Annotated in this window: 20 protein-coding genes; 17 read left to right on the top strand and 3 right to left on the bottom strand. The window is 68.4% G+C overall.

Annotated features, from left to right (window positions below; all coding sequences use genetic code 11):
* Positions 1-21 precede the first annotated feature (21 nt).
* From H295_RS0109260 to H295_RS42975, 4 genes are all read left to right on the top strand, one after another.
* Positions 22-1,371 (top strand): hypothetical protein, encoded by a 1,350-nt coding sequence (locus tag H295_RS0109260; RefSeq protein ID WP_028809206.1) that lies wholly within the window; start codon positions 22-24, stop codon positions 1,369-1,371.
* Positions 1,368-3,380, top strand: coding sequence for a hypothetical protein (locus tag H295_RS0109255; protein ID WP_020135075.1), 2,013 nt, complete (start codon positions 1,368-1,370; stop codon positions 3,378-3,380). Before H295_RS0109260 ends, H295_RS0109255 begins: the two co-directional genes overlap by 4 nt.
* 208 nt (positions 3,381-3,588) lie before the next feature.
* Complete coding sequence (locus H295_RS0109250; RefSeq protein ID WP_020135074.1) at positions 3,589-4,359, top strand: hypothetical protein; 771 nt, start codon at positions 3,589-3,591, stop codon at positions 4,357-4,359.
* A 23-nt stretch (positions 4,360-4,382) separates the two neighbouring features.
* Positions 4,383-4,829: a hypothetical protein gene (locus tag H295_RS42975; protein ID WP_020135073.1), complete on the top strand. Its 447-nt coding sequence runs from the start codon at positions 4,383-4,385 to the stop codon at positions 4,827-4,829.
* A 266-nt stretch (positions 4,830-5,095) separates the two neighbouring features.
* On the opposite strand, the gene H295_RS0109235 is transcribed toward H295_RS42975, so the two are convergent.
* The gene (locus H295_RS0109235; protein WP_020135071.1) at positions 5,096-5,287 is read right to left on the bottom strand and encodes a hypothetical protein; all 192 of its coding nucleotides are present in this window, start codon (positions 5,285-5,287) and stop codon (positions 5,096-5,098) included.
* Positions 5,288-5,340: 53 nt separating this feature from the next.
* Positions 5,341-5,628, bottom strand: coding sequence for a hypothetical protein (locus tag H295_RS0109230; RefSeq protein ID WP_020135070.1), 288 nt, complete (start codon positions 5,626-5,628; stop codon positions 5,341-5,343).
* A gap of 126 nt (positions 5,629-5,754) precedes the next feature.
* Here H295_RS0109230 and H295_RS0109225 point away from each other — a divergent pair, with 126 nt between their 5' ends.
* From H295_RS0109225 to H295_RS0109190, 8 genes are all read left to right on the top strand, one after another.
* Positions 5,755-6,150 carry a hypothetical protein gene (locus tag H295_RS0109225; RefSeq protein ID WP_020135069.1) on the top strand — a complete coding sequence of 132 codons (396 nt, stop codon included), beginning with the start codon at positions 5,755-5,757 and terminating at the stop codon, positions 6,148-6,150.
* 10 nt (positions 6,151-6,160) lie between these two features.
* Positions 6,161-6,442, top strand: a complete 282-nt coding sequence (locus tag H295_RS0109220; RefSeq protein WP_020135068.1) for a hypothetical protein — start codon at positions 6,161-6,163, stop codon at positions 6,440-6,442.
* On the top strand, positions 6,439-6,708 hold the full coding sequence (locus H295_RS0109215; RefSeq protein WP_020135067.1) for a hypothetical protein: 270 nt from the start codon (positions 6,439-6,441) through the stop codon (positions 6,706-6,708). The genes H295_RS0109220 and H295_RS0109215 overlap by 4 nt, the downstream gene beginning before the upstream one ends.
* Positions 6,708-7,049, top strand: coding sequence for a hypothetical protein (locus tag H295_RS0109210; protein ID WP_020135066.1), 342 nt, complete (start codon positions 6,708-6,710; stop codon positions 7,047-7,049). Before H295_RS0109215 ends, H295_RS0109210 begins: the two co-directional genes overlap by 1 nt.
* Positions 7,049-7,180 carry a hypothetical protein gene (locus H295_RS48360; RefSeq protein ID WP_020135065.1) on the top strand — a complete coding sequence of 44 codons (132 nt, stop codon included), beginning with the start codon at positions 7,049-7,051 and terminating at the stop codon, positions 7,178-7,180. The genes H295_RS0109210 and H295_RS48360 overlap by 1 nt, the downstream gene beginning before the upstream one ends.
* Before the next feature lie 3 nt (positions 7,181-7,183).
* On the top strand, positions 7,184-7,417 hold the full coding sequence (locus tag H295_RS0109200) for a hypothetical protein (protein ID WP_020135064.1): 234 nt from the start codon (positions 7,184-7,186) through the stop codon (positions 7,415-7,417).
* Positions 7,414-7,650 (top strand): hypothetical protein, encoded by a 237-nt coding sequence (locus tag H295_RS0109195; protein WP_020135063.1) that lies wholly within the window; start codon positions 7,414-7,416, stop codon positions 7,648-7,650. Before H295_RS0109200 ends, H295_RS0109195 begins: the two co-directional genes overlap by 4 nt.
* 136 nt (positions 7,651-7,786) lie before the next feature.
* The gene (locus H295_RS0109190; protein ID WP_020135062.1) at positions 7,787-8,404 is read left to right on the top strand and encodes a PASTA domain-containing protein; all 618 of its coding nucleotides are present in this window, start codon (positions 7,787-7,789) and stop codon (positions 8,402-8,404) included.
* Positions 8,405-8,464: 60 nt separating this feature from the next.
* Here the strand turns inward: H295_RS0109190 and H295_RS0109185 are convergent, their stop codons facing one another.
* Positions 8,465-8,662, bottom strand: a complete 198-nt coding sequence (locus H295_RS0109185; protein WP_020135061.1) for a DUF7218 family protein — start codon at positions 8,660-8,662, stop codon at positions 8,465-8,467.
* 148 nt (positions 8,663-8,810) lie between these two features.
* Between H295_RS0109185 and H295_RS0109175 the strand changes: the two genes are divergently transcribed.
* From H295_RS0109175 to H295_RS0109155, 5 genes are read left to right on the top strand one after another with little or no spacing between them, the layout of a single operon-like run.
* Positions 8,811-9,428, top strand: coding sequence for a hypothetical protein (locus H295_RS0109175; RefSeq protein WP_020135060.1), 618 nt, complete (start codon positions 8,811-8,813; stop codon positions 9,426-9,428).
* On the top strand, positions 9,425-9,664 hold the full coding sequence (locus tag H295_RS0109170) for a hypothetical protein (RefSeq protein WP_020135059.1): 240 nt from the start codon (positions 9,425-9,427) through the stop codon (positions 9,662-9,664). Before H295_RS0109175 ends, H295_RS0109170 begins: the two co-directional genes overlap by 4 nt.
* 1 nt (position 9,665) lies before the next feature.
* The gene (locus tag H295_RS44710; RefSeq protein WP_020135058.1) at positions 9,666-12,239 is read left to right on the top strand and encodes an LAGLIDADG family homing endonuclease; all 2,574 of its coding nucleotides are present in this window, start codon (positions 9,666-9,668) and stop codon (positions 12,237-12,239) included.
* 45 nt (positions 12,240-12,284) lie between these two features.
* Positions 12,285-13,841: a phage portal protein gene (locus tag H295_RS0109160; protein ID WP_158691033.1), complete on the top strand. Its 1,557-nt coding sequence runs from the start codon at positions 12,285-12,287 to the stop codon at positions 13,839-13,841.
* Complete coding sequence (locus H295_RS0109155) at positions 13,841-14,854, top strand: hypothetical protein (protein ID WP_020135056.1); 1,014 nt, start codon at positions 13,841-13,843, stop codon at positions 14,852-14,854. Before H295_RS0109160 ends, H295_RS0109155 begins: the two co-directional genes overlap by 1 nt.
* Positions 14,855-14,861: the final 7 nt, after the last annotated feature.

Here is a 14,861-nt window from a genome sequence, read left to right as displayed (position 1 = left end):
ACGAAAGGACACCGAACCACCATGACCGCCAGCCCGCCCCTGAACGGCCACAAGAGGCCGACCATGCCCGTACTCGGGGACTGGCGGCCCGCCACACCCGAACCCGCCGAGGAACAGCGCACCCCCCAGCCCGAGCCGGCCGTTGACGCCGAGGTCGCGCGCGCCAAGGCGTGGGCCGAAGCCGAAGAGCGGCGCGTTGCCGCGGAGGCTGCCAAGGAAGAGCGCCTGATCAAGGCTCGGGCGGAGGCCGACGCCATCCGCGCAGAGGCCGAGGAGAATGCCCGCAAGGCCCGGCTCGCCAACGACCGGCAGGAGCGCAAGGACCGCGAAGCCGCATCGGCATCCGACGCCCGGATCGCCGAGAACAACCGGCGTAGGGCCGCCGCCGAGCGTGCCCAGTGGGAAGAGGCTCGCGAGGTCGAGGAGCAGCAGGCCGCCGAGGCCGCCGCAGCGGCTGAGATTCAGGCGGCCGACGACAAGTGGCGGTCCTATGCGATCAAGTTCGCGATCGTCTGCGGCATCGTCTCCCTGCCCGTCCAGATGTCGTTCTTCTGGAACCCGAAGGCTCCATGGATGGCAGCTGCCCCGATCATGCTCGAAGGTGCGGCCTGGGTTGTTCACCGCGGAGCCCGCGCGGCAGCCGTCTCCAGGCGCCCGGTGTGGCACTACCGGACCATCGTGTGGCTGCTCGCCTTCCTCGCGGCCGGCGTGAACCTCTACCACGGCCTCCACTCCTTCGACCCCGGCACCGCTGTTGCGACCGCGTTCGCCTCCATCGCTGGCCCCGGCGTGTGGGACCTCCACGAGAACGGGCGACTCCGCAAGCGGGAGGGCGTGCTCACCCGGCGCGAGCGTGCGGCGGCCAAGAAGGCGGCCAAGGCGGAGGCCGCGGCGAAAGCGGCCGAGGAGGACCGGAAGGGCTCCGAGAAGGAAGCCGCCGATCAGGCCGCGAAGGAAGCCGCCGAGATGCTGGCCGCCGCCCGCGCTGAGGAGTTCCCGGAGGTGTGGGACGAGGCCGAGAAGATCGCTGCGGCCGTCGGCGAGGTGACCGTCACCGAGGCCGTCTGGGCGCGCGCCTACCGCAACATCCAGGGCTGCGACCCGGGTGAGTCCATCGAGTCCATCAGCTCCCGCCGCAAGGCCGAGGCGCGCGTTGAAGCAGCCCTCTCCGGCACCCCTGTGAACACTCTCAGCAAGACCACAAACGCGCAGCGTGCGATCCAAGTGAAGGCGGCCCGAAGTGCCTCCTCCTACCGGCCCGTTCCGCCCCGCCGTAAGCGCAACGACACACCCAAGTTCCACCCCGTCGCTCGAACCCTCGCAGCCGACGCCAAGCGCGCCGCGAACACCCGCCAGAAGGACGAGTCATGAGCCTCGACCAGCACCCCGAGTTCCCCGCCGACTGGGATACCAGCAAGGTGATCCCCGGCGAGCTGCTCGTGCCCGACGACCTGTCCGGCGAGGACGTCGACGACATCGCTCCCGGCATCGTCGTCCCCTACGAGCCGCGCCTGCCCGTGCTGACGAAGACGGGCGGGGCCGCGATGGTCGCCGTCGCGAAGACCGCCCGCTTCTCCGGCCTGTCCGTCCGCTACTTCGGCGCCGGCCTGAAGGCGGTCGGAGTCCTCGGCTGGCGGTACGTGCGCGCCCACGACCTCCAAGAGGTGCTGGGCGGCATGTCCCGCGGCGCCGACTGGAACAAGGTCGACATCATCCGCAAGAAGCGGTGGCGGTTCCTCGGCTGGTCCGCCGCCGCCGTCGCCGGGCTCAACCTGGCCGGCTGGTGGGCGCTCGTGAAGTTCGCCGGCATGACCGCCGCCGACTGGTCGTGGAAGATCCCGCCCAGCCTCACCGCCGCAGTCGCCGCCGCCGCAGTCGCCATCTACGGCCGCTACCGGATCAACAACCCGGGCCTCGCCCCCCAGCAGATCATCGCCGAGCAGGACGACCCCAACAGCGACGAGCCGTTCCCGCTCGCCCTCGCCCAGTCGCCCGACCAGGTCGAGGAGTGCGTGTCACGGGCGCTCGCCTACGAAGGCATCGGCACCCGTGCGGTGCGCGCGCTTGGCTTCCGCGGCAAGTTCTGGGAGATCGACGTCGTCCTCAAGGGCTCCACCCCCGGCAAGGTCAACGCGGTCGCCGAGCAGCTGGACTCCCACTTCAACATCAAGCAGGGCGGCACGCTCATCGACCCCGACCCGGCCGAGTCCGCGCACATCGTGCTGCGTCTCGTCACCGGCAACCCGTTCGAGGCCATGACGAAGCCGGCGATTCACGCCCCGAACAGTCTCGACATCACCGAGGCGCACAACTTCGGTCGCTGCATGGACGGATCCCCGCTCGATCTGGTCCTGGAGGGCCTGCGGATTCTCGTCATCGGAGTGTCTGGCGCGGCCAAGACCACCGGCGTGCTCCGCGACCTTGCCGAGGTCATCACCGCCTGCCACAACGCGATCGGCCTCGACCTGGATCCCGTCAAGGACGGGCTGCGCGAGTTTGAGGGCGTCATGGCCACGCCTCCGATCCGCGGCAACAAGGCGTGCGAGGAGTGGCTCGGCTACCTGGTCAAGATGGCCACGGCCCGCAACACCGTGCGGAACCGGCTCGACATGGGCGACACGTGGATCCCCACCCGCGAGCATCCGGCGATCTTCCCGTTCGTAGACGAGTTCATCTACCTCAGCCCCAAGGCGAAGGAGCTGTTCATCGAACTGCTGCGCCTGGCCAAGCAGTCCGGGATCTATCCGATTGCAGCAGGTCAGGACGCTACGAGCGAGGCCATGGGGGACGCGATCGCCGACTCCTTCACTCTCAGGGTCATGCTGGCCGCCCGCTGGGACGACATCCGCATCGTCTTCGGCCAGGGGTCCGCAGCGAAGGGCTACCGCCCCGACCGCCTGGTGCCCGCCCAGAACAAGGACATCAAGAACGACGCCGGCCAGTCCTACATCAAGGGCCCGGGGCTCGACCGCCCGCTGCTGTACGGGTGGAACGAGCACTCCCGGGACGGCATCAAGCGGGCCGTCGCCGACCGGGTCGCCGCAGGCCGGCCGTGGTTCGACCGCGACACGCTTCAGGCGGCTGGACTGCTGCATCTCGCCGACGGGGGAGCGGAGTCGAAGCGGATCTCCGGCGATCGGCAGATCGTGCTCGATGCGATCGAGGTCATGGCCGATGCGGGCGTGGACCGGATGAAGACCGAGACGCTCACCGAGGCACTGGGTGATCTCAACCCGGAGCTGTACGGCGACCTTGGTGCGGCCGAGCTTCGCAAGCTGCTGAAGGACGCCGGGGCTGGGTCTCCCGTGACGCTCGGCTACCTGAACGGCGAGAACAATCCGCGCGGCTTCAAGCTCGAAGCCCTGACCGCTTTGACCTAGAAAATTCCCTGCTCAAGAGGTGCTCAGCGCTGCTCAACCGCAGGTCAGAGCCGCTCAACCCGCTGCTCAGCTAACTGCTCAACAAGATCTTGAGCACCCATTGAGCAGGTCACTGAGCAGCCCTGACCTGCAACGGAGCAGCCGTGAGCACCCATTGAGCACCTCGCAAACCGCAACAAATCGATCACTCGCCTGAGGAGTCCCGTTCATGGCCGCAACGCGCACCGCGACCCGCCGGAAGGCCCCGGCGCGCCGCACGACCGCCACCCGAAGCCGCCGCCCCGTATCCCGCGTCAAGATCCCCCGCCGCGGCCCGCTACACGCCCGCCTCGGCGCCTGGATGGCCCTCAGGGTCGTCACCCGGTTCGCCGACCACCAAGACGTCCTGCGCTCCCGCAAGGACGCCGCCATCCTCCGCGCCACCCACGAAGGCTGCCCCAAATGCCACGGCAACGGGCAGATCTTCACCAAGGGCAAGGACGGATCCTTCACCGGCTCCAAGCCCTGCCCCGCACCCGCCACGAAGGAGACAGTCTCCCGCTGGGAGATCAACAAGGCGGCCCGGCTCAACGACAAGCGCACCGGCCTCGTCGGCTGGGCCTGCCCCTGCGGCAAGAAGGAAAAGCCCCGCTACCGCGACGCCCGCGAAGCCACGAAAGCCCTGCGCACCCACGAACGGAACAAGCACGGCGGCAAGACCGTCGGCGGCGCCTGGTACGCCCAGACCGCCACCGCCACACCCGCCGCCGGCCCGAAGGAGAAGGAGGCGATGCCGTCGAAGGTCGTCACCGACTCCGGACTCACCGACGAGCAGTGGATCAAGAAGAACAAGGGCATGGCGCCCGCCAAAGCCATCGCCGCCGGCAAGTGCTGGAAATGCTCCGGCAACGGCAAACTCCACGGCGCTTTCGGCGGCGAACAGATCCTCGTCGTCTGCCCCGAATGCCGCGGCAACGGCAGAGCCCCCAAAGCCGCCTGACCCCCGAAAGGAACCCACCCGCCATGTATGACCTGCCCGAGCCGCCCGCCACGACCGGGCAGGCCCCCAACCCCCTCGCCGACGCCGTCATCCAGGCCGCCATCGACAACGCCATCCACGAAGCCAGGCGCACCGGCACCGCACCCCCTGCGCCGCGCCCGGAACGCCCGGCGATGAGCCAGAAGGCCACCGACGACAGCGTCCGCATGATCGCCTTCGGGGGGATGTCGCTCATGGTGTGCACAGGCGGCGGCATCGTCATGATCGCCTCCGACTTCGCCGACCCCACCGTCATCGGCGTATCCCTCGGCGGCCTCGCCGCCCTCACCCTCGCGATCGCCCGGCTCATCCGCCGCGCCGGCGAAGCGGCACCCACTGAGATCCACCAGACGTACACCGGGCCCGTCCACCACGACACCCGCATCACCCAGACCCGGGCCGTCTGGTCCAAGACCACCAACCGGCACTAGGGGAGGAGAACCAGAAGCCCCCGCCAATACGGCGGGGGCGTCTTTGCTGGCCGCGGTGCCGCCTGGCGCTTCCCGTCGCGCCCCATCAAGACCTCATCGAAAGCGGTGGGGTCTTTCTGCTGTCAAGGAGGAACTCACTCATGCAAGCTCTGGAAATCGCCGAACGAGTCCTGACCTGCCTCGGGTTGATCGTGTCCCTGCTGAATCGAACCGCGCGCAGGACGCAGGGCCCCACCGACCAGGCGGAGGAGGACTGACGAACCCGTCTAAGGCACGTCGAAGCCCCGGCCGGGATCGTCTCCGGCCGGGGCTTCAGTCGGTACGGCCCGCGCCATCCACCGCTGGTCGGTCAGCTGCCGGGGCGGCATCGCCGGCTGTAATCCCAGCGTCAGCAGCAGCCGAAGTCCGGCCGCCGTCTCCTGCTCGGTGTCGCCCTGCACCGTGTATCGAAGGGTCATGCGGGCAGTGTCGCGCGGCAGGTGGGGGAGGCGGGCGGGAATCAGGGAAGCGGCTACTCGGTGGCGGCTTGGGCCTTCTTGAGTCGCTCGGCCCGTTCGCGGTACCGCTCATCAGGCTCGATGCCTGCGTCGCGGGCCATCTTGCGCACGTGGGCTCCCGTCCAGCCGGAGGCTTTCGCGACCTCGGTCGGCTTCAGGTGGCCTTCGCGGAGGGCGGCTAGGACGAGGTCCCTCAGGTCGTCGCTGGACTTCTTGAGGCGGTCGGCGTCGCGGAGGCGGCGGTTGCCGGCTGCCGCGATGTCCTCCAGGGAGGGCGGCTCGGTGGGCGGGGTCGACGTCATGGCATCAATGTATCGCAAGCGGGTTGCGGTGGCGATGCCTCAGGCGTAGTGTCTGAGTCAGCAACAGCGCAACTAGTGATCGCTAGTCACTTGCTATGTGATCACGCAGCACCGAGGGGGACCCGCATGAATGCCGCCGCCCAGCTCCGCCGAGTCCACGCCGCCGCACAGGCCGTCTCCAAGCCCCTCCAGTACCGGGCCATCAGCGGCGACGTCATCCGGCAGCTCGAAGCCGGGACCCTCGTCCGCACCGGCGACATCCTCGACCGGCTCGGCGCCGGAGACCTCCGCGACGGCTACCAGTCGCACTACGGCAAGCACGTCGCCAAGGCCTACCGCGCCGCCAACGAGCAGGAACCCACCCGCTGCTGGGTCCAGCACCGCACCACCGGGCGATGGATCCGCGCGTTCGTCTACTCGCCGTTCGATCTTGCCCTCTATGTCGGGCTCGTCACGTACAAGCGGACCGCGTTCCTCGCCAGCCCCGCCCACTTCCAGGCCGCCTACACCGCCGCCGCGTAAGGAGTTCGCCATGCAGGAGATCGCTAACCGTGAGCCGCAGTCGGCCGGACCGATCGTCTGGGTCCTCTCCACCGGCGAGGACCACGAAGGCGGCGAGGTCCTCGGCGTCTACGCCAGCAAGGAAGCCGCGAAGGGCCCGTTCGTTGAGGCTGCCAAGCGCATCCCGTTCGACCTCGACCGGACGTGGCAGGACGAGGAGAGCGGTGCCGTTCACGCGCACGGAGGATGCGACTGGGTCTCCCTGGAGCCGCACCAACTCATCTCGCAGACCCAGATCGAGGCCCAGCCGTGATCGCCTTCCCGCGCACCCCCGTCCCGGTCCCGGATGCGGTCGCCGACCTGTCCGCCCGGCAACTCCCGCCCCACATCCGCCAGGCCGTGAAGGATGCGGCCGACGCGGGCCGCAGCCTCAGCCTGTGCCGGCTGCCCCGGTACGAGGAAGGGCGACAGCGGGCGCTCGCCTCGATCGCGCGCGCCAACAAGCAGCTGGCCGCCCACAACCCGCACCGCATGTACGGCTGGGAAGACCTGCCCGGCCTCCAACGGAAGGAAGCCTGATGGCCGTCAACTACTACGCGTTCGGCCCGTTCCCGGGCGGTAGCCCCGACGGCGAGGGCCTTCACATCGGCCAGTCGGCGGGAGGGGTGCGCTTCCTCTTCCGAGCCCACCCAGATCAGGGCCTGACCACTCTGGGCGACTGGACCGCCTTCCTCGACCGTGACGGTGTGACCATCCGCGCCGAACACGGCAGGGAGGTCCCGCTGGAAGAGATGCGGGAGACGATGACCGAGACCACCGACGAGCGGGGACTTCCCCTGCGGCGCCGCTGGAGGTTCGACAACGAGCACCGCTACACCACGTCAGGCGGCCACTGCTTCGACCGCCGCGAGTTCTGCTGATGACCGCCGACACCGTCCCCGCCGTCCCGCTGGAGCCCCGCCCGGCCGACTGGTGGGAGGAAGACGCCGCTGAAGCCGGGCGGGCCGACCGGCGGCACTGGGACGACCTGTACGACCGAGACGAGGAGTGAGCCATGACCGCGAAGAAGCCCTCCCAGCCCTGGCGGCTCGTCCTGACGACGCCGGGCGCCCCCGTCTACACCAAGCACCGGTCGAAGCCCGCCGCCTACCGCGCAGTCGAGGACGAGAAGGAACGCGTCGAGGCCGGGATGAGCCGCGTCGTCCGGATCGCCGTCGAGCAGTGGGACGTCGAGACCCAGCGCTGGCAGCGGTACGAGAATGTGTGGCAGAAGGACGGCGGCGAGTGACCGCGCCCACCCCGACGGCCGCCGAGCAGTACCCGATCCGCGGCGTGCGATTCGTCAACGGCCGCACCACACACCGCGTCCAACGCCCCGTCGACAACCGGTGGTGGGACCTGCTGCAAGCCGCCTGCGGGAACAGCGGATACAAGACCGACGCCTACACGCTCGGCCAGATCCGGGCCGGGAAGATCCCGGCCTGCCGCGGATGCGAGACCGCCGTCGGCGAAACCGCGTGACCCAGAGCCCCACTCCCGCCGAGTGGGGCCGTCAACGTGCACCACCCGATCCGGTCACAGGCCCGTCACAGGGCCACCAACCCGCCCACGCCGCACCTACGATCGCCCCCTCAACCCGCACCAACCAGGGGGACCCATGCGCCACCACACACTCGCCGCCGCCGCCGTCCTCGGGATCGCCGCACTCACCGCCTGTGGCCCAACCGAGAAGACCAGCAGCAGCCCCACCAACGCAACCACGGCAACGGCCAGCAGCGGCAAAACCGCCGGCGAGACCAAGACCGTCCCCAACTTCGTCGGCAAGGGCCTCCAATCCGCCCAAGACGAAGCCCAAGCCGCCGGGTTCTACAACCTCGACAGCCACGACGCCTCCGGCCGCGACCGCAACCAGATCCTCGACCGCGACTGGAAAGTCTGCACACAGACGCCCACAGCAGGGGTCAAGGCGGACGCCAGCGCGAAGCTCGACTTCGGCACCGTCAAGTTGGACGAGACCTGCCCCGCCAAGGATCAGTCCGCGCCCGCCGAAGCTGGCGCCACGATGCCCAACTTTGCCGGCAAGTCCGTGAAGGCCGCCCGGTCCTCCCTCGACTCCAGCACCTCGATCACCGTCAAGGACGCCAGCGGCGAGGGCCGGATCATCGTCGTCGCGTCGAACTGGAAGGTGTGCACGCAGGACCCGAAGGCCGGAGCGAAGCTGAACGGGCAGCCGGTGACATTCACCGCGGTCAAGTACGAAGAGACCTGCCCCTGATGCGGCGAGGCCCCGGAGCGTGCCGCCGCAGCCGCCCCGGGGCCTCTGTCATCCGCTTCCTCAGCGGCGTTTCCTGCCCCGCATCTGGCGAGTCTTCGCCGCCTTGCGGGCCATGGCGCTGCGCTGCGGGAAGGTGCGGCCCGCGTTACTGATGCGCGCAGCCTTCGACTTCGTCATGCCCTGGCGGCGCAGCGCGCGATACACGTCCTGCCGCGTCCGGTACACGAATCCGTACCGTCCTCCGCGAGCGCTGACCATGCCTGCCTCCTCGTCTCGGCCGCCTTCAATGATGCGCCCGATGTGGACGTTCCGGCAGGGTCTCTACATCGATTACTCCACAATGTCCTACGATTCGAAGGCGAAGGCGATGTGATTCGAGCCAGCCCACGGTGAAGGAGAGGCCGACATGCCAGGAGGACCCGCACCCTACAGGCGCGTCAACCAAGCACGCCGCGCCGAACTCGCCACCCTCGTCTTCGACCTCATCGCCCAAGGGAACAGCCTCCGCGGCATCGAACGCCTCACCTCCCAACCCGACGGCCCCACCGGCGGCGAACGCCTCCCCTTCAGCACCGTCCACGACCTCCTCGAAGCCGAAGTCGGCCGCCGCGTCGACCCCCGCGTCAAGGAGTACCGCACCATCCAGCTCGCCCGCCTTGAAGCCTCCCTCGAACGTCTCATCAACATGGAGGACTCTGTGCGGAGGGTGATGGGCCGCAAGCACATCACCGTCAACAACGGGCGCGTCATCAAAGCCCTCAACTCCGACACCGGCGACGAAGAGCCCGTCGAGGACGACACGTTCATCCTCCAAGCCGTCGACCGCCTCGGCCGCATCGAAGAACAGCGGCGCAAGGTCAGCGACTCCATCTGTCGGCTCCTCGGCCTCGACATGCCCGTCAAGGTCGACGCCACCGTCACCGAAGTCACCCAGCAGGACGTCGAACTGCAAGAGATGGTCCGCGACGCCAAGGCGAAGATGCAGCTGGAGGAACAGCAGATCATCGACGGCGGTGACGCGTGACCCGCAGCATCCACTACATCGAATCCCTCGTGCCGTCCTGGCTGGTGCACGACGGCGGATACCGCAGCGCCCTCACCCAGCACCTCCGCGACCGGATCAAGGCGCAGGGCTACGAGATCGTCGCCGCCATTCGCATCCGCCCCGCCGACGGCCAAGTCCCGCCGCCGGTCGGCATGGTGATGCTGCGCGTCGAAACCGAAGTCGAAGAGTTCGACGTCGAGGTCGACGAGGCCTGACATGGCGACCGCGGTCCGCGCGCCCGGCTACCTCGAAGGCCTCGACGCCGAGACCTTCGACTTCCAACGCTGGCTGGCCGGCTTCGACGCCACCCTCCTGACCAACGAGGACGCCTCCGTGCGATCGGAGGCCCGCCGCATCTTCTCCCGCCTCGACCCCATGTGCTTCGCTGCCACCTACCTACGACACCACCTCCGTGACGCGCAGGGCCAGATCACGTTCGGGGACGCACACCTCGACTGGTGCCGGGCCGCCCGTTCCTGGGTGCGCCGGCCGACCGAACCGGGCAAGAACCGGGACGCCTACATCGCCCCGCGGAACATGGGGAAAGCCCTCGCCATCGACACGCCCGTCCTCACCGCTAATCGAGGCTGGGTGGCTCACGGAGACATCAAGCCCGGCGACGAGGTCTTCTCACCCTCCGGTAAGCCTGTCCGTGTTGTCGCCGTATCCCCGCACTGGGAAAACCGGCCGGCATACAGGGTGACCTTCTCTGGCGGAGAGAGCGTGATCGCGGACGAAGCCCACGAGTGGGAAGTCCGCGATCGGTGGAGCGACAAGCCCCGCCACGTCCGAGAGACGGGCCAGATCGCCAAGAACTGGCGCCTCCCTTCCAGCCGATCTCGAATCGAGACGCGCTACTCGGTCCCTCGGTACGAGGCGGTGGAGTATCCCGAAGCTCGTCTACCAATCTCCCCTTACGTTCTTGGTGCGTGGCTCGGAGACGGCCACTCGACCGGTGTGGCCTTCACCTCTGCGGACTCTGGCGTCATCGAGAGGATGGAGGCCGAGGGGCAGGAGTGTCGCAAGCGGACGGCTCGGTACCTGTACGGAACGCCAGGGTTGGTCGCCCAGCTCCGCAAGGTCATGCCGATCAAATCGGTGGCCAGTAACCACGCGCCGACGTTCGAAAAGCTGATACCTGAGGAGTACCTCACCGCATCGGTTGAGCAGCGCCTCGCCCTCCTCCAGGGGCTCATGGACACGGACGGCACCATCGACACGAACGGCTGGGCGGAGTTCTGCACCACGACACCAGTCCTGGCGGAGGGAGTGCTGCGTCTCGTCCGCTCCCTTGGCATCACTGCGCAGAGCAAGGAGTCCGAGGCGGTTCTCGACGGCCGCGCGGTAGGCCGTAGGTGGCGCATCTGCTTCGCCACCGACTTGCCTGTCTTCCACTTGCAGCGGAAGCGGGAACGCCTTCGCGCGAAGGCACGCACCACCCGCCGTTCCATCATTGGCGTCGAACAGGTGGAGAGCCAGGCCACGAACTGCATCTCCATCGACTCCGAGGACCACCTCTACTTGGCGGGACCTGGACTCGTCCCCACCCATAACTCCACCTGGTGGTTTCTGATCCTGCCGATGTGGGCTGCCGCGCACGGTCACGTCCGTTTTGCTGCCGCCTTTGCCTCGTCGGCAACGCAGGCGGAAACGCATCTCAGCACCTTTAAGCGGGAGTTGGATGGCAACGCACTCCTGCGCCACGACTACCCCGACCTGTGCTCGCCGGCCAAGCGGCCGTCCGGCGGGAATGTGGCCGACACCCAGTCGATGTTCATCGCCCGCAGCGGCTTCGTGTTCGCGGCCCGCGGCATCGACTCCTCCAACCTCGGCATGAAGGTCGAGGAGCGGCGCCCGGATCTGATCCTGTGCGATGACATCGAACCGGACGAGTCGTCCTACTCACTCGACCTGGCGCGCAAGCGGCGCACCACGCTGGTGGACTCGATCCTGCCGCTCAACGTGTACGCCCGCGTCGTCATTTCCGGAACCGTAACGATGCCGGGGAGTGTGGTGCACCAGCTGGTCAAGCATGCTCGCGGTGTCGAGACGGCCGACTGGATCCGCGAGGAAGGATTCAGTGCCCACTACACGCCGCCGATAGTGAAGCGAGACGACGGTTCTGAGCGCAGCGTATGGCCCGCAAAATGGCCCATTTCGTACATGAAGGCCATAGAGGCGACGCGCAGTTTTGCCAAAAACATGGCCAACGATCCGATGGGTGCCGACGGGGATCTGTGGACGCCGGACGACTTCCGCTACCCGGACGAGGCCGGGCCGGACCCGGTGACGCACATGATGCTGTCGATCGACCCGGCGGTGACGGCGAAGAAGTCCTCCGACTTCACGGGCCTGGGTGTGGTGTCGTGGTCGGCGCGGCATCAGCGGTGCACGGTGCACGCGGCGACCGCGGTGAAGATCCAGCCGGGACCGTTGCTGCGGGAGAAGGTGCTGGCGCTTCTGGACGAGTTCCCGCAGATCGGCCTGATCCTGATCGAGGTGAACCAAGGTCACGACACGTGGAAGGCGATCCTGCACGACATGCCGGTGAAGGTGAAGACGGTGTCGCAGACGGAACCGAAGTTCACCCGGGCCGAAGGGGTCTTGAACCATTACCAGCGCGGCCGGGTGATTCACGCCCGGCGACTGCGGGAGCTGGAGGAGCAGATGTGCGCCTTCCCGAAGGCCCCGAATGACGACCTGGTCGACTGTGTGGGGTCGGCGGTGCGCCGCTTCATCCCGAACCAGCCGAGGAGGATTCCGCAGGCATCGAGCGGCAGTTACCTTTGATTCAAAGGTGATCAGTTATCATCACCTTGATGAAGGGTGGTGGGTGTGAGCCTTGAGGACCTGATGCACGGCATCGAGGAGCTCGCCGCGGCGCGCCCCGGATACGACAAAGCCGCCACCTACTACAAGGGCGACGCCCCCGAGGTCTTCTCCTCCAGCCGCATCCGCGCCGCCCTCCGCGCCCACGACATCGAGTTCGACCTCAACTTCGCCAAGACCCCCGTCAACGCGGTCACCAACCGGCTGAAGGTCGCCTCCGTCACCAGCCCCGACCCGGCCACCAGCGAACTGATCTCCAAGATCTGGCAGGACAATCAGCTCAACCTGGAGATGCCCGACCTGTTCCGCCGGGCCGGCGAGTTCGGCGACGCCTACCTGATGGTGCTGCCCGTCGAGGACGACAACGGCCACGTGCAGCGGGTCGAGATGTTCTACAACTCTCCGCAGACCGTCCGCGTCATCTACGACGAGGAGAACCCGCGCCGTAAGGCGTTCACCATAAAGCGCTGGTGCGAAGGTGCCTATCTGCGGGCCGAGTTGCTGTACGACGATCACATCGAACGCTGGACCACCGGCGAGAACTCCACTGGGACTGAGCCCAACGACTGGAAGCCGTGGACTGTCACCGTTGCGCCACCACCGGACGGTGAGGAGGGTGCCGAGCCGGAGGTAGATGCCGAGTCGTGGATCATTGAGCACGACTGGAACGAGCAGCCCGTCTTCCACTTCCGTACCGACCGGCCCTACGGCATACCCGAGCACTACGGCGCCTACGGCCCGCAGAACGCCATCACCAAACTGCAGGCCACCCACATGGGAACCGTCGACTACCAGGGTGCCCCGCAGCGGTACGCGCTCACCGACGCCGCCACCACCGACACCTCCGACCTGGAACCCGGCGACTGGGACGACGACGACTGGCCCGAAGACACCAACGGTCTCGGCCCCACCGACACCGGCGACGACAGCAGCCTGAAAGCCGGCCCCGGCGAACTGTGGCTCCTGCGCGGCTACAAGGCCGTCGGCCAGTTCGACGCCGCCAAACCCGACGTGTTCCTCGACCCGATCCTGTTCAACGTGCGGGCCATGGCGCAGATCACCGACACCCCGCTGCGCATGTTCGACCCCCAGTCCAACCAGCGCTCCGGCGAGTCCTACCGCGAAGAAGACGGACCGTTCATCGCCAAGGTCGAAAACCGGCAGACCTCCTACGGCGCGAGCCTCCATGCCGCGTTCACGTTCGCGCTGCGCCGCCTCGGCATCGACAACCCCGTCATCACCGTCGGCTGGGTGCCCGCCAAGTCCGTCACCGACACCCAGGGCTGGCAGACCGTCAAAGCGAAGATCGAGGCCGGGGTGCCGCGCAAGCAGGCCCTCATGGAAGCCGGCTACCGGGCCGAGCAGGTTGACAAGTGGCTCGCCGGCGTCGACGACGCGGAACTGCAGCGCCGCGTCGACATCCTCGCCTCCCTCGCCGACTCCGCACAGAAGATTGCCGCCGCCTCCGCTCTCGGCGCCATCACCGAAGACCAGGCCAAAGCACTCCTGTCCGGTGCCCTCTCCGACCTCGAAGTCCTCGCCGGGGCGCAGGAGGAGGAATAGTGGCCTACCGCAGCAGCGACCTCTTCCGCCTGACCCAGGAAGACCATCTCGCCCAGGTCGTCGACCTGGAGAAGCGCATCACCGACGACATCGTCGGCGACAGCGACAGCCAGCTCGCAGAACTCGCCCGGCGCACCCTGGCCGCCTGGACCCGCGCCTTCGGCGGCCCCGGACAGGCCGCCACGCCCGGCGACGTCCTGCGACGCATCCTGGCCGCCGCCCGCGAGGCTGTCCTGCGCATCCTCGACGCGCTCGCCCCGCGCGCGGCGTTCATCCTGGAGAGCGCCCTGGGGGAGGCTCTGACGCTGGGGGCCCGGCAGGGCATCGAGTTCGCGCGTGCGGCATCCGGGCGGCGCCGTCCGGTGCCGCGCCTGGTGCCGGGCCGCGAGCTGCGCGACGAGGCCCGCCGCCTCACCTCCATCCTGGCCGAGCGCCGCGACCGGGCCCTGCTGCTACTCCGGGCACCCCGCATCACGCAGTGGGTGGACCTGTCGGCCGCCCTCAGCGCCGCGCAGGGTGCTGTTTCGGCCGTGCGCACGCACGTCGCCTGGACGACAGGCGCCGCCGTCAACGAGGGCCTGGACACGGTGACGAGGGCCGTGAAGGCGATGCGGCTGTGGGTGTCGGAAGCGGACGCCTGCGTGCGCTGCCTCGCCTACACCGGCCGCACTGCCGCCGTCGGCGAACCGTTTCCGGGCGGCCTGTCGTGGGATCCCCGCCAGCGCCGCATCGGAATGCCCGCGGTCGACGGGCCGCCCCTGCATGGCAACTGCCGCTGCCGCACCGTCCCCTGGTCCGAGACGTGGACTGCCCGCGGCATCCCGTTCCCTCTGGCGCTGCAGCGTGAGGCGCACCGCAACATCGCCTACGGGCGCGCCCGCCCCTCCGAACCCAGGGCCGCACGCCTGCGTGCCGCCCGTGAACTCCTGCGCATCGAACCCGACCTGCTGCCCGCAGTCGAGGCCCGAGCCCGCAGGGCCCTCCGCACTGGCCGCTTCCCAGCCGCCGTGTAACTCAAGG

The sequence above is a fragment of the Streptomyces sp. 351MFTsu5.1 genome, assembly GCF_000383655.1.
Taxonomy (GTDB): domain Bacteria; phylum Actinomycetota; class Actinomycetes; order Streptomycetales; family Streptomycetaceae; genus Streptomyces; species Streptomyces griseorubiginosus.
Note: the sequence above shows the minus strand (reverse complement) of the source record. Positions and strands in the feature narration are given on the sequence as shown.

Excerpts from the sequence above, each read along its gene's own strand:
- H295_RS0109235 (WP_020135071.1), bottom strand. The coding sequence starts at position 5,287 with ATGACCCTTCGATACACGGTGCAGGGCGACACCGAGCAGGAGACGGCG.
- H295_RS0109225 (WP_020135069.1), top strand. The coding sequence starts at position 5,755 with ATGAATGCCGCCGCCCAGCTCCGCCGAGTCCACGCCGCCGCACAGGCC.
- H295_RS0109190 (WP_020135062.1), top strand. The coding sequence starts at position 7,787 with ATGCGCCACCACACACTCGCCGCCGCCGCCGTCCTCGGGATCGCCGCA.
- H295_RS0109250 (WP_020135074.1), top strand. The coding sequence starts at position 3,589 with ATGGCCGCAACGCGCACCGCGACCCGCCGGAAGGCCCCGGCGCGCCGC.
- H295_RS48360 (WP_020135065.1), top strand. The coding sequence starts at position 7,049 with ATGACCGCCGACACCGTCCCCGCCGTCCCGCTGGAGCCCCGCCCGGCC.
- H295_RS0109255 (WP_020135075.1), top strand. The coding sequence starts at position 1,368 with ATGAGCCTCGACCAGCACCCCGAGTTCCCCGCCGACTGGGATACCAGC.
- H295_RS44710 (WP_020135058.1), top strand. The coding sequence starts at position 9,666 with ATGGCGACCGCGGTCCGCGCGCCCGGCTACCTCGAAGGCCTCGACGCC.
- H295_RS0109175 (WP_020135060.1), top strand. The coding sequence starts at position 8,811 with ATGCCAGGAGGACCCGCACCCTACAGGCGCGTCAACCAAGCACGCCGC.
- H295_RS0109200 (WP_020135064.1), top strand. The coding sequence starts at position 7,184 with ATGACCGCGAAGAAGCCCTCCCAGCCCTGGCGGCTCGTCCTGACGACG.
- H295_RS0109260 (WP_028809206.1), top strand. The coding sequence starts at position 22 with ATGACCGCCAGCCCGCCCCTGAACGGCCACAAGAGGCCGACCATGCCC.
- H295_RS0109210 (WP_020135066.1), top strand. The coding sequence starts at position 6,708 with ATGGCCGTCAACTACTACGCGTTCGGCCCGTTCCCGGGCGGTAGCCCC.
- H295_RS0109230 (WP_020135070.1), bottom strand. The coding sequence starts at position 5,628 with ATGACGTCGACCCCGCCCACCGAGCCGCCCTCCCTGGAGGACATCGCG.
- H295_RS0109220 (WP_020135068.1), top strand. The coding sequence starts at position 6,161 with ATGCAGGAGATCGCTAACCGTGAGCCGCAGTCGGCCGGACCGATCGTC.
- H295_RS42975 (WP_020135073.1), top strand. The coding sequence starts at position 4,383 with ATGTATGACCTGCCCGAGCCGCCCGCCACGACCGGGCAGGCCCCCAAC.
- H295_RS0109185 (WP_020135061.1), bottom strand. The coding sequence starts at position 8,662 with ATGGTCAGCGCTCGCGGAGGACGGTACGGATTCGTGTACCGGACGCGG.